The following is a 12,348-nucleotide window of genomic DNA, read 5'->3' on the forward strand; positions in this document are numbered from 1 at the left end:
CATCAATTCTCATGATAAAATAAGAAAAGAATCGAATTTTACTGTTGGTTTTTCAATGACGCTTTAATAAATCCTGAAAATAATTTTTGCGGACGATTTGGGCGTGAAAGAAATTCTGGATGGAACTGACAAGCTACATAGAAAGGATGGTCAGATAGTTCAACAATTTCAACTAAACGATTATCAGGTGAAACCCCAGAGAATACCATACCTTTATCTTCTAAAACTTTACGGTACTCATTGTTAAACTCATAACGATGGCGATGACGTTCTTGGACAACTTCTGCATTATCGTAGTTCTTAGCTGCAACAGAACCAGCTTTTAACTTACATGGATACAATCCAAGACGCAGTGTACCACCCATTTCTACTACATCTTTTTGGTCACTCATTAAGTCAATGATATTGTGTGGTGTCTTAGGATTTGTTTCCGTAGAGTGTGCTCCTTCGAGACCAACTACATTTCGAGCATACTCAACACATGCTAATTGCATCCCTAAACAGATACCAAAGAATGGAACAATGTTTTCACGAGCATATTGGATAGCTACGATTTTACCTTCTAATCCACGGTCACCAAAACCACCTGGAACTAAAATACCATCGGCATCTTTTAATAACTCTGCTGCATTTGAAGGAGTTACCTCATCTGCATTAATCCAATCTATTTCAATTTCTGAGTCTTGTGCATAACCAGCATGGCTCAAAGATTCAACTACTGATAAATAGGCATCAGGTAATTCGACATATTTTCCTACTAATGCAATTCTTGTTTTTTTAGATAAGTTCAATACTTTTTCTTCCAACTTAATCCACTCTGTCATGTCAGCAGGAGGTGCATCAATTTTCAAATGGTCACAGACAATTTGATCCATACCTTGTTTTTGTAAATTTAACGGAATGGAATACAGTGTGTCTACATCTAGTGATTCAATGACTGCTTCTGAAGCTACATCACAAAAAGAAGCTAATTTATTTTTTAAGTTTTGAGAAACCGGACGTTCGCTACGCACTACCAAAATGTTTGGTTGAATCCCTAGCCCTCTTAACTCTTTAACGCTGTGTTGAGTTGGTTTGGTTTTCATTTCACCAGCAGCACCAAGATATGGAATCAAAGTTGTATGAATATACATCACATTTTCTGTTCCAACATCTCTCTTCATTTGACGCAATGCTTCTAAAAATGGTAGAGATTCAATATCTCCAACTGTTCCTCCAACTTCAGTAATCACGATATCCGAATCTGTTGTTTGACCAGCGCGCATGATTTTCTCTTTAATTTCATTTGTAATATGTGGAATAACTTGGACAGTTGCTCCCAGGTATTCACCTTTACGTTCTTTGCGAATAACTTCTGAATAAACTTTTCCCGTTGTTACATTTGAATAGCGGTTCAAGTTAATATCAATAAATCTTTCATAGTGCCCTAAGTCCAAATCTGTTTCTGCCCCATCATCGGTTACAAAAACTTCTCCATGTTGGTAAGGACTCATTGTACCTGGATCCACGTTAATATAGGGATCGAATTTTTGAATCGTTACTTTCAATCCACGATTTTTTAACAATCTCCCCAATGAAGCTGCCGCGATTCCTTTACCTATCGAAGAAACTACTCCACCTGTTACAAAAATATACTTCGTCATTTAATCGAACTCCTTTTTTGATAAATTTGGGTAGTTAAACAAAAAAACAAAGCTCCCTATTCCGTTAAGAATAGGGAGCTGATAAATTACTTTCAGTCCTTGTCCCTTAAAAAAAACACTAAGGGAGCCCAATAAATATGATACAGCCCCGAATGACTATCGTCAAGGTTTTTGTATCTATTTTTATTTATTTAATTGTTAAGCTGTTTTTTTGAGTAGTTAGACTAAAGTTGCCTGGATCAATAGTCCTTTTTATCATCCGCTTCTTCTTCGTCTTCAATAACAGTTAATTCGCCTTCAACACCATCTGGCAGCTCATCTTCTTCATCTTCGTCTGCACCAATTTCTGTTAAATCTTTTTTATATTTGCCGATATCTTCTTTATCTTCTGCTTCAATCACGACGCCGTCATTATCAATAAGAAGCTCTTCTTCCTCTTCCTCGTCATCATCTTCTGGGTCATCATTGCTGTAATCAATTTCGTCTTCACTTGAAACAAAGGCACTTACTTTTTTACGTTTTTTACGTTTAGGTGCTTCGTCTTCATTTCCTTGCGTAACTTCCTCATCAATAAAATCAATTGGGTACCATGAACGCAAACCCCAACGGTTTTCTCCAAGAGAAATAAAACTACCATTAATATTCAAATCTGTATAAAATTGTGATGTGTTATTTTTTGATTTTTCTGCAGTGAATCCTAAATAGTCTTTGATTTCTTTAAGTAATACATCGAAATCTAAAATCTCACCTTTTTGATCTAAAATAGCATGAGCGACTTCTATCATTGATAATTCGCTTTTATTTTGTCCTTCAAATCTTTCAAATTTCACGAAAGCCACATCCTTTCAACAGTCTATTCTTTATCTTACTATATTTAGATAGTAAAAAGCAATCGTAATTTATGTTCACCAAGCTTTTCTTGCCCAAGATATAAATCGTATTCCAATTGTAGTTCACCTGAAAAGGGTTCTTGTCTAAAACTGACTTGTAATTGGCGCGTTGCCGTCTCCATTATGATTAAACCCTGTGGCGTTTGGTAGCTTGTCTCAAAACGTTCACCTTGCTCAAATCTCATCCGAGTAGTTGTTTCTCCTCTGCGAATAAGTGTAACGCCTCCCGCTGCCTCAAGTTTAAATGTTACAGGTATCTCTATTTCATCATACGCTTCTTGATAACGAATATAATAAGACCCATTCCTATATACAACTTTCCCCATTTGACTAAACACAAAACTTTCAGTCGAACCGCCTTGTGAAACAGTTGTTTCTACTTCTACTTTAGCTGCCATACCTTTGCTTAAATCTATCTCCACTAGATTAACTCCTTTATATTTATAGCCTTATTTCCATAGGTTAACATCACTTTATCCTTTTATTTTTCCATTAATTTGTAAGCGGCTACTAAGATATCCTCTTCTTGAGGAATAGCAGCACGTTCTAACTCTTTTTGATAAGGTATCGGGATTGATTTACCCCCAAGTCGCTGGATAGGTTTTTTCAATGCATAAAAAGCTTTACTTTCAGCTACAATACTGGCTATCTCACCACCAAACCCACTTCTTTTAACTGCTTCGTGAACAATTAAAAGTCTGCCTGTCTTTTGCACTGACTTGATGATAGTTTTTGTATCTAAAGGAACTAATGTACGCGGATCAATCACTTCTAAGGAAATCCCTTCTAGTGCTAATTGTTTAGCAACTATCAAACTTTTATGGACCATAATCCCTGTCGCAACTACTGTAATATCTTGCCCTGATTGTTTTATATCGGCTACTCCAAAAGGAATGACGTATTTTTCTTCTGGGACTTCACTAGTTGTCTGGTAACACAATTTATGTTCATAAAACATCACAGGATTATTATCTTCAATTGCAGCATGCAATAAACCTTTAGCATCGTAAGCCGTTGAGGGTTGGACAACTTTCAAACCAGGAATATGAGCTGTCCAGTTTTCTAAACTTTGAGAGTGCTGAGCAGCGTGACCTGTTCCTGAGCCTGCTGCTGTTCTTATAACCATCGGTACAGAGACTTTCCCACCGTACATATAATGTATTTTTGCTGCTTGGTTGACTATCTGATCTAAAGCGATTGTGATGAAGTCTGAAAATTGGATTTCAATAATTGGCCGCATGCCTGTCATAGCTGATCCAACTGCTGCTCCCGCCAATGCACTCTCTGAAATTGGTGTGTTCCGAATCCGTTCCGCTCCATATTTTTGAACGAGCCCTTTAGTCGCGCCAAAACTACCGCCATATAGTGCGATATCTTCTCCCATCAGAAATACTCGTTCATCGCTTGCTAGAGCTTCATCTAGCGCTTCATTGATAGCGGCTAAATAGGTTATCTCGCGCATTGTCATCCTCCTTATTCAGCATAGACGTTGGTTTCTAAGTCAGCTAGCGTTACGTCTTCCATCTTTTTAGCCTGTTGGATAGACTGTTGAACTTTTTCCCTACTTTCTTCTTTCCATACAATTAATTCCTCTTTAGAGGCTAAATTCGCTGCAAGTAATTGTTGTTCTGCTAATAAGATAGGATCTTTTAGCTGCCACTGGGCTTCTTCTTCTTGTGTCCGGTATTCTCGTTTATCTGATTTTGAATGGCCTCTAGAGCGATAAGTTAATGCTTCGATCAATGTCGGACCTCCCCCGCTCCGGGCTTTTTCGATTGCAGCAGAAGTAGCATCAACTACTTCTAGCCAATTATTGCCGTCAATTGTTTGCCCTTCAAAGCCGTAACTCTCGGCTCGTTTTGATAAAAAAGAAATATTTACCATTTGTTTTATCGAACTACTCATTCCATATTGATTGTTTTCAATAAAAAAAATCACTGGTAATTTCCAAATGGAGGCTAAATTCAATGACTCATGAAAACTCCCTTCGTTGGTAGAGCCATCACCCGCATAACACATCACAACTGCAGTCGTTTTTTTAATTTGAGCTGTCAACGCAGCTCCAACTGCAATGGGATATCCTCCACCAACAATTCCATTCGATCCTAAATTCCCCGTCTCACTGTCAGCAATATGCATACTGCCGCCTTTACCATGATTTGTGCCACCTTTTTTCCCGAATAACTCGGCCATCATTGCAGACATATCTGTCCCTTTGACGATTGTGTTAGCATGTCCTCGATGAGTTGTCGTAATAAAGTCAGTCGATTTTAATAAATAACCACTTCCAACCGCTGTTGCTTCTTGCCCAATAGAAAGATGAGTTGTGCCATGTATCTTGTCTGCTATAAATAACGCTTCTACTTGTTCATCAAAAAAACGAATTTGCCACATAAGCCGATACATTTTTTCAAAATCATCTAATAGCAAACCGGCTTGATTGGATAAGATTGGTTCCATTAAGTTCACCACTCTTTCCTCTTTATATTTAGCGTTCTTAGTGTGTCTTAGTATAGCCTTTTTGATACAATACGGTCAATATATCTAGATAATTTCTAATGAGATATACTGATTTTAATAGGAGTTATCTTCCTTTTATAGGAGTCTCTATTAAATTTTGGTATACTAATAGCGTATCTAAACAAGAATCTTAATAAAGGAAGTAATCGAATGACTTCACTGCAAAAAAACGACTTTTTAACCAATCAATCGTACGTCATTTATGATTCAGCTACGATGCCTTTTAAAAATCAAACAATTTCTCATTTTGCTTTATCAGATAGCTTAACAACTATTATTGGAAAACAACAAAATAAAGCAGCCATTCATTTTTGGAGCACTGATCCGTTAGTCATCATTGGAATGATGGATACTAAATTGCCTCATCTATCAGATGGACTAGCTGTTCTAAGAGCAAATCAGCAACCCTATATTGTTCGTAATTCAGGAGGTTTAGCCGTTGCAAGTGATTGTGGTATTCTTAATTTCTCTCTTATTTTTTCGGAAGAATTAATCAATCGGATAACCATTGATGAAGGTTACGACTTCATGTTTCGCTTAATTAGTGATACGTTTAAAGAATACAAAAAGTCCATTGAAGCTCATGAAATTTCCGATTCTTATTGTCCAGGTGATTTCGACCTAAGTATTAATGGTAAAAAAATTGCTGGGATAGCTCAACGACGAATAAAAAATGGTGTTGCGATTATGATTTATCTAAGCGTGACAGGCGACCAAAATAAGCGTGCTCAGCTGTTGCAAGATTTTTATACAGCTGGATTACAAGACGAACAGGTAAAGTGGCATTTCCCAAAGATTAATCCCGATGTAATGGGCACATTAGAAGAACTACTTGAAGTTCAATTAACTGTGCAAGGTGTAAAAGAAAAAATTATTCGAACGTTACAAGAACGTCACTGCACAATTGAACCTGGTGAATACACCCCAGAAATTTTATCTCTCTACGGGGAGAGCAAGCAAAAAATGATTGACCGCAATTTACAGATGCTTAAAGAATCCGCTCAAAAGGAGTTGTTGATATGACCCTTAACTATGATGCTGAACAATTACTACCTATCGAACAAGTTTTTCGTGATCCTGTTCATGACTACATTCATATCCAGCACCAATTGATTTTAGATTTAATTGATACTCGTGAATTTCAACGTTTGCGTCGAATCAAACAATTAGGAACCTCTTCTTTTACTTTTCATGGGGCTGAACACTCTCGCTTCACACACTCACTAGGTGTTTATGAAATTACTCGAAGAATTTGCGATAAATTTGCCCGTAATTATCCTGAAAAAAAATCTGGTGATGGCGGTTGGGATGATTCAGAACGTTTAGTGGTCTTATGTGCTGCGCTCCTTCACGATATTGGTCATGGTCCCTATTCACATACGTTTGAACGAATTTTTAAAACCGATCATGAAGCGATAACTGTTGAGATTATCTTATCTCATGAGACCGAAATCAATAAACTATTAAAAGCAGTAGCCAGTGACTTTCCTGCTAAAGTAGCTAGCGTTATTCAAAAAACCTATCCTAATCCTCAAGTCGTACAATTAATCTCTAGTCAAATTGACGCTGATCGAATGGATTATTTATTAAGAGACGCTTATTTCACTGGTGTTAACTACGGAACATTCGATTTAACTAGAATTCTACGTGTTATTCGTCCTTATAGCGAAGGGATTGCTTTTCAGATATCAGGAATGCATGCAGTGGAAGATTATATCGTCAGCCGTTATCAAATGTACATGCAAATTTATTTCCATCCTGTTTCTCGAAGTATGGAAGTTATTCTTGACCACTTGTTAAAGCGTGCCAAGGAATTATATGAAGACCCAGAGATGCATTTGCATTTCCAAACAGATTTATTAATTCCTTTTTTCAATCAAACTGCGACACTAGAAGATTATTTAAAATTAGATGATGGTGTATTAGGAACTTATTTTACACTATGGAGAGAGGAAAAAGATGCTATTTTAAGCGATCTAGCTACTCGTTTCCTTGATCGTAAGCCATTCAAATCAGTCCATTTTGTAGATAAACAAGATCAGCCTATTTTAGAAAAATTAACTACTCTTATTCAAGAAGCGGGCTACGATACAGATTACTATACTGCTGTCAATAATAGTTACGATTTGCCTTATGATTTTTATCGTCCCAATCAACTGACTAATCGGACGCAAATTGAACTAATGTATCCTGATGGTTCTTTTGTTGAACTTTCAAAAGCTAGTGAAATTGTATCTTCTTTAGCCGGGAAAATGAGAGGCGATGAACGATTCTATTTTCCAAAAGAATTTTCAAAACCTAAAACAATGAAAGAAATCACTTTATTTGAACCTATTTATCAAGAGTTCAAACAATACATTAAAAATGATGCCATCATTCAACCTACAAAAATACTGGAGGAATAAGAAATATGACTATTGAACTCATTGCTATTGATTTAGATGGAACACTATTAAACAATAATAAGACTATTAGCCCAAGAGTAAAAGATACGTTGATAAAAGCAAAAGAAAAAGGAATTAAAGTTGTTATTTGTACTGGCCGACCTTTACCCGGCGTAACCGATTTTTTAAAAGAATTAAATTTACAAGAAGCGGGCGATTACGTGATTACGTATAATGGTGCGCTTGTTCAAAAAGCAGACGACGGTATGGCTATTGCTCACCATACTATGTCATTTGATGACTTTTTAGAAGTCGAAGCAATGAGCCAAAAAATTGGTGTTCATTGTCAGACGTTAGATGAAAAAGCGATTTATACTTCCAATAAAGACATTAGCAACTATACCGTTCGTGAGTCTACTTTAGTGAATATGCCTATTAAATATAGAAGTGTTGAAGAAATGGATTCTAGCTTAGTCATCAGTAAAATGATGATGGTTGATGAGCCTAAAATATTGGATGCCGGAATTGCACAAATTCCTCCCGTTTTTTACGAAAAATATACGGTATTAAAAAGTGAGCCTTTTTATTTAGAAGTATTAAATAAAGCTGCCAGTAAAGGTCTAGCTTTAAAAGATTTATCTGATATCTTAGCTATCCCTAAAGAAAAGGTTATGGCTATCGGAGACAATGAAAACGATCGAGATATGCTAGTTTTTGCTGGCGTTGGAGTTGCGATGGGCAATGCAGTTGAGGGTATTAAGGCAATTAGCGATTATATTACGGATACAAATGAGTTAGATGGTGTAGCAACCGTTATCGAAAAATTAGTGTTTAACGAATAAAAAGACCACTTAGGAGTAGCTACAGTTTGTAGTAACCCTTAAGTGGTTTTTTTATTTTTGGCTAAGTAGTTCACCGTTTACAGCATAGTTTTCCGGTTGCATTTCATTAAGAATAACATGTACTTTTTCACTTGGAGCATCTGTATTTTTAACGACCGCTTCAGTTACTTCTTTGACTAAATTGATCTTTTGTTCCACTGTACGTCCTGCAACTAATTCAATATGCACGAATGGCATTTTCATTCCTTCTTTCTCTTTTAAATTTTTTCTTGATTTTTTTACAATAGAGCGTTTCATTAGAAATTCTTAGTATTCTTTTGTATACTTGTTTTGCACGAAAGATACTAGAAAGGAGTTTTGCTACATGTCAGATTCAAAAGTTTTGTACCAAACTACTGCTATTAATACCGGAGGAAGAAAGGGAGAAAGTCATTTACCAGATAAATCTTTCTCGGTACGCGTATCTACACCTAAAAAAATGGGGGGTACTGGTCAAGGAAGCAACCCTGAGCAACTTTTCGCACTTGGATACAGTGCTTGTTTTAACTCCGCACTGGAGCATATTATGAAAGAAGCAAATGCTAGTGGAAAATCACAAGTTACTGCAACGATTGAGTTAATTTCTGATCCTACTGACAACGGCTTCAAACTAGCCGCTACTATGGAAGTTGCTATTGAAGGGAAAGATTTGGCTGAAACAAAAGAATGGGCTGATAAAGCGCATGCCTTTTGTCCTTATTCAAAGGCAACTAAAGGCAATATCGATGTTACAGTAACAGCTGTTGAGTATAAAAGAGACATTTGAAAATAACTATTCAGTAAAAGAGTCGGATTTTTTAAATCCGTCTCTTTTTTCTATGTTTATTCTTCTAACGGAATAATCTCTTCTTTTTTGTCTTTCATATATTGTTCAACTGCCCAACGATGACTGCCACGTTTCAACTTCTTCAACGCTTCTAAAGGTGTCATCCACTCTATTACGTTAAAGTCTTCTAAAGGATCACCAATTTTTAGCCAAGAATCAATGATATAAAAATAAGCAGGATTGTGGTAATACTTTTTACGATGAGTAGAATAAAAGTAGTCTTCCCCGGCACCGATATACTTACCCACTTCTACCTCATAACCTAGCTCTTCTACACATTCTCTTTTAAGAGTCTCCTCATCTGTTTCTTGTTTCTCTTTTTCTCCCCCTGGCAATAAATATGAGCCATTTGGTGGTGAAACAACGACTATTTTATCTGCAGTAGAATTTAATAAAATACCATACACTCCAATTCGTATATGATAGTTTTCTGTTTTTAGTCTTTCACCAAAAGTATGAGCAATCATATCCATCACCATCCAATTTTTTATGATCCTTCTATTCTAATCTTATTCTCATTATTTTAACCGTTTACGTAAAAAGAGTCAATCTTATTTACAATAAATCGAGTAGGAGGAGCCTCACGGCTCCGACCTCTCACACCACCGTACGTACCGTTCGGTATACGGCGGTTCCATTTTATACTAAACATGTATTTTATCGTAATGCTCTACACAAGAGACTAGGCCAAATTGGGCAAGTCTCTTGTTTGTGATAGTCGTTGTTAAAATCCAAGAATAGGCAATACGTACGACACCCTTACTAGTGTGACTATTTTTATAGGCACTGTATTTGTCCATCCCTAATTTTATTAAGTTCTTTCGCCGATTCTTAGCTGTTTTCCATTTATGCCAAATACACATTCTGAGACGGACTCTCAAATGAGAGTCAATTTTCTTTAAAATGCTTTTCATTGAACCTATTTTATAGTAGTTTATCCACCCTCGAATCACTTGATTCAGTCGTTCCACTTGATATTTCGTATCAATACTCCAATTCTTACGTGTAAGTACTTTAAGTTTATATCGAAAGTTTTCTACTGAGATTTTATGTGGTTTCGCTTGATAGGTTTTCTTATTAAAATCTCGGTAAAAACCGAATCCTAAAAATTTCATTTCTGGATTATTTGGCTTCGTAATCTTAGATTTTGTACTATTAACAATCAATCCTAACTTTTCTTCGATAAATTTTGTAACGGAACGCATCACTCTTCTCGCTGACATTTCACTCTTAACCATAATGATACAATCATCAGCGTAACGAACGAAACGGAGGTTTCGTTTTTCCAGTTCCTTATCAAGTTCATTAAGCATGATATTGCTCAATAGCGGTGAAAGGTTCCCTCCTTGCGGAGTTCCAATGCTAGTATCTTGAATAATCCCATTAACTTGTACTCCACTGACAAGAAATTTACGAATCAGCGAAATTACATCTCCATCGGAGATTGTTCTAGAGACTAAATTCATCAATCGGTCATGTTGCACCGTATCAAAGAAACGTTCAAGATCGATATCAACAATCCAGTCATATCCTTCATTGAAGTACACTAACGCCTGATTAATCGCCATTTCAGCTTGCCGGTTTGGTCGAAAACCGTAACTATAGTTACTAAAACCTTTATCGAATAAGGGAGTCAATACTTGTGCAATGGCTTGTTGAATCATACGGTCTTTAACTGTCGGGATTCCTAGTAAACGAACACCACCATTTGGTTTAGGAATCTCCACTCGAAGAACGGGTGAGGTTTGGTAGTTTCTTTGACGAATCTGAGCCATAACTTCTTCTTTGTTTCGAAGAAAATATATTCCTAGCTCGTCAATTGTCATGCCATCCACACCTGCGACACCTTTATTTCGTCTTACTTGTTCGAATGCTACAGTCAAATTCTCTTTATCTAAGATACGCTCAAGGATTTTTCTTTCATACATGTTTGTTATTTCCTTTCCTTCTCGTGAAGTCGGTATCCACTTTCTCGTCTTTTGACCAGCGGTCTATTTCCTCTTCCAATATTGATTTCCATAACGATAAAACGGTTCAGCCCTTCGCTCTGTCTAACTTTCACTAGCTGTCTTCACTACTACGGCTTCTGCTGACTTCTCCTGTCTCAGGCTTGTATCACTACAAGTTTTTGAAATAAGAACAGAAGACCTCCCCAGTTAAGGTGCGAACTCTTTCTCTCCATCTATCTGCCATATCTACATCACACGATTGATACATTAGCTATTGGACTTCAGCTTCTTTTGCAACCTTATCCTCGTGCACTGCCTCCTATATGATTTCTGTTCGTCAGACCAGAGATTTGCCTCGAGCTTCCTTCAGATTCCACCTCACGGTGGACACCCTTGCTTTTAGCTACATGCTTACCGCTAATCGGTCGCACTCAGGACTTTCACCTGTTAGAGTTTGCCCATGCTGGGCGAACAAAAACAGAGTAGATTTCTCTACTCCTAAAAAAAGTCCAACTTTTTAGTGTCAGTATAACAGCTACCAAATAGTACCTTTTTTTGATTAGCATTGATTTTTGGATGTTTTCTATCTATTTTATTTAAGCTTTATCGCTTTACGAAAAGCTTTGTTCTGAAGAACACCATACAATAAAATACAATTAACCGGCGCTAAAACTAAATTTTGGATAACGCGTGCTGGAAAAATAACGTAAATCGCTTTGTCTAATATGATTTTCAACCACAATGTATTTAAACCCAAGTTAACAATCACTGTTGTCAACAAGACCGCTAAGATTACCCGCTTGAGTGTTTTAGGTTTTTTATATAAAATCAAACCATAAATAACGCCGCCTAAAAAAGCAGATAATGTAAAACCCGGGAAATATAAAGCTATTTTTGGAAATAACATAATCCCCATAAAGTCTGCCATTGCAGCAGCTGTACCCGCAATCCAAGGTCCATAAAGCATCGCAATGATAGCAACTGGTAAGAAACTAAAACCAATTCGAACAATCGGTGTCTCTATTGCTATGAATCTTGTTAATATAATATCCAATCCCATCAATAATCCGATAATTGAAATACTTCTTGCATCAAACTTATTCTTAACCATTTTGAAGATCTCCCTTTAAGAGCTCCACACATAAAAACTATGCAGCGAATGCAGAAACAAAACCGCAAATTACCTAAGTAATTCTTCGTCTGAGGGCAACATCCCATCCCTACAGCACTTAACGCTTCATTTCCTACTCTGTTT

Annotated in this window: 13 protein-coding genes and 1 riboswitch; of the genes, 4 read left to right on the forward strand and 9 right to left on the reverse strand. The window is 36.7% G+C overall.

Annotated features, from left to right (window positions below):
* Positions 1 to 38 precede the first annotated feature (38 nt).
* The 5 genes from B9Y54_RS02280 to B9Y54_RS02300 form a co-directional block, all read right to left on the reverse strand.
* Positions 39 to 1,643 carry a CTP synthase gene (locus B9Y54_RS02280; protein WP_085558792.1) on the reverse strand — a complete coding sequence of 535 codons (1,605 nt, stop codon included), beginning with the start codon at positions 1,641 to 1,643 and terminating at the stop codon, positions 39 to 41.
* Between the two features lie 239 nt (positions 1,644 to 1,882).
* Complete coding sequence (rpoE, locus tag B9Y54_RS02285) at positions 1,883 to 2,473, reverse strand: DNA-directed RNA polymerase subunit delta (RefSeq protein WP_085558793.1); 591 nt, start codon at positions 2,471 to 2,473, stop codon at positions 1,883 to 1,885.
* A gap of 44 nt (positions 2,474 to 2,517) precedes the next feature.
* Positions 2,518 to 2,955 (reverse strand): YwiB family protein, encoded by a 438-nt coding sequence (locus B9Y54_RS02290; protein ID WP_234987787.1) that lies wholly within the window; start codon positions 2,953 to 2,955, stop codon positions 2,518 to 2,520.
* Positions 2,956 to 3,014: 59 nt separating this feature from the next.
* Positions 3,015 to 3,995, reverse strand: coding sequence for an alpha-ketoacid dehydrogenase subunit beta (locus tag B9Y54_RS02295; protein ID WP_085558794.1), 981 nt, complete (start codon positions 3,993 to 3,995; stop codon positions 3,015 to 3,017).
* Between the two features lie 11 nt (positions 3,996 to 4,006).
* Positions 4,007 to 4,993, reverse strand: coding sequence for a thiamine pyrophosphate-dependent dehydrogenase E1 component subunit alpha (locus B9Y54_RS02300; protein WP_085560482.1), 987 nt, complete (start codon positions 4,991 to 4,993; stop codon positions 4,007 to 4,009).
* A 210-nt stretch (positions 4,994 to 5,203) separates the two neighbouring features.
* Here B9Y54_RS02300 and B9Y54_RS02305 point away from each other — a divergent pair, with 210 nt between their 5' ends.
* The 3 genes from B9Y54_RS02305 to yidA are packed head-to-tail and all read left to right on the forward strand — an operon-like array spanning position 5,204 to position 8,279.
* The gene (locus B9Y54_RS02305; RefSeq protein WP_085558795.1) at positions 5,204 to 6,076 is read left to right on the forward strand and encodes a lipoate--protein ligase family protein; all 873 of its coding nucleotides are present in this window, start codon (positions 5,204 to 5,206) and stop codon (positions 6,074 to 6,076) included.
* Positions 6,073 to 7,458 carry an HD domain-containing protein gene (locus tag B9Y54_RS02310; protein WP_085558796.1) on the forward strand — a complete coding sequence of 462 codons (1,386 nt, stop codon included), beginning with the start codon at positions 6,073 to 6,075 and terminating at the stop codon, positions 7,456 to 7,458. Before B9Y54_RS02305 ends, B9Y54_RS02310 begins: the two co-directional genes overlap by 4 nt.
* A 5-nt stretch (positions 7,459 to 7,463) precedes the next feature.
* Complete coding sequence (gene yidA, locus B9Y54_RS02315; protein WP_085558797.1) at positions 7,464 to 8,279, forward strand: sugar-phosphatase; 816 nt, start codon at positions 7,464 to 7,466, stop codon at positions 8,277 to 8,279.
* 51 nt (positions 8,280 to 8,330) lie between these two features.
* On the opposite strand, the gene B9Y54_RS02320 is transcribed toward yidA, so the two are convergent.
* On the reverse strand, positions 8,331 to 8,576 hold the full coding sequence (locus B9Y54_RS02320; RefSeq protein WP_143062515.1) for a 2-hydroxymuconate tautomerase: 246 nt from the start codon (positions 8,574 to 8,576) through the stop codon (positions 8,331 to 8,333).
* A gap of 67 nt (positions 8,577 to 8,643) precedes the next feature.
* Between B9Y54_RS02320 and B9Y54_RS02325 the strand changes: the two genes are divergently transcribed.
* Positions 8,644 to 9,084 carry an organic hydroperoxide resistance protein gene (locus tag B9Y54_RS02325; RefSeq protein ID WP_085558798.1) on the forward strand — a complete coding sequence of 147 codons (441 nt, stop codon included), beginning with the start codon at positions 8,644 to 8,646 and terminating at the stop codon, positions 9,082 to 9,084.
* A 56-nt stretch (positions 9,085 to 9,140) separates the two neighbouring features.
* Here the strand turns inward: B9Y54_RS02325 and B9Y54_RS02330 are convergent, their stop codons facing one another.
* The 3 genes from B9Y54_RS02330 to B9Y54_RS02345 all read right to left on the reverse strand — a co-directional run bounded on the left by B9Y54_RS02330 (position 9,141) and on the right by B9Y54_RS02345 (position 12,204).
* Positions 9,141 to 9,611, reverse strand: a complete 471-nt coding sequence (locus tag B9Y54_RS02330; protein WP_085560484.1) for an NUDIX hydrolase — start codon at positions 9,609 to 9,611, stop codon at positions 9,141 to 9,143.
* Between the two features lie 177 nt (positions 9,612 to 9,788).
* Positions 9,789 to 11,072: a group II intron reverse transcriptase/maturase gene (gene ltrA / locus B9Y54_RS02335; protein WP_085558799.1), complete on the reverse strand. Its 1,284-nt coding sequence runs from the start codon at positions 11,070 to 11,072 to the stop codon at positions 9,789 to 9,791.
* Between the two features lie 613 nt (positions 11,073 to 11,685).
* Positions 11,686 to 12,204 carry a folate family ECF transporter S component gene (locus B9Y54_RS02345; RefSeq protein ID WP_085558801.1) on the reverse strand — a complete coding sequence of 173 codons (519 nt, stop codon included), beginning with the start codon at positions 12,202 to 12,204 and terminating at the stop codon, positions 11,686 to 11,688.
* A 40-nt stretch (positions 12,205 to 12,244) separates the two neighbouring features.
* Positions 12,245 to 12,347, reverse strand: a riboswitch (THF riboswitch).
* Position 12,348: the final 1 nt, after the last annotated feature.

The organism is Carnobacterium iners (assembly GCF_900177385.1).
Taxonomy (GTDB): Bacteria; Bacillota; Bacilli; order Lactobacillales; family Carnobacteriaceae; genus Carnobacterium_A; species Carnobacterium_A iners.

Excerpts from the sequence above, each read along its gene's own strand:
- B9Y54_RS02280 (WP_085558792.1), bottom strand. The coding sequence starts at position 1,643 with ATGACGAAGTATATTTTTGTAACAGGTGGAGTAGTTTCTTCGATAGGT.
- B9Y54_RS02295 (WP_085558794.1), bottom strand. The coding sequence starts at position 3,995 with ATGCGCGAGATAACCTATTTAGCCGCTATCAATGAAGCGCTAGATGAA.
- B9Y54_RS02300 (WP_085560482.1), bottom strand. The coding sequence starts at position 4,993 with ATGGAACCAATCTTATCCAATCAAGCCGGTTTGCTATTAGATGATTTT.
- B9Y54_RS02305 (WP_085558795.1), top strand. The coding sequence starts at position 5,204 with ATGACTTCACTGCAAAAAAACGACTTTTTAACCAATCAATCGTACGTC.
- B9Y54_RS02310 (WP_085558796.1), top strand. The coding sequence starts at position 6,073 with ATGACCCTTAACTATGATGCTGAACAATTACTACCTATCGAACAAGTT.
- yidA (WP_085558797.1), top strand. The coding sequence starts at position 7,464 with ATGACTATTGAACTCATTGCTATTGATTTAGATGGAACACTATTAAAC.
- B9Y54_RS02320 (WP_143062515.1), bottom strand. The coding sequence starts at position 8,576 with ATGAAACGCTCTATTGTAAAAAAATCAAGAAAAAATTTAAAAGAGAAA.
- B9Y54_RS02325 (WP_085558798.1), top strand. The coding sequence starts at position 8,644 with ATGTCAGATTCAAAAGTTTTGTACCAAACTACTGCTATTAATACCGGA.
- B9Y54_RS02330 (WP_085560484.1), bottom strand. The coding sequence starts at position 9,611 with ATGATTGCTCATACTTTTGGTGAAAGACTAAAAACAGAAAACTATCAT.
- ltrA (WP_085558799.1), bottom strand. The coding sequence starts at position 11,072 with ATGTATGAAAGAAAAATCCTTGAGCGTATCTTAGATAAAGAGAATTTG.
- B9Y54_RS02345 (WP_085558801.1), bottom strand. The coding sequence starts at position 12,204 with ATGGTTAAGAATAAGTTTGATGCAAGAAGTATTTCAATTATCGGATTA.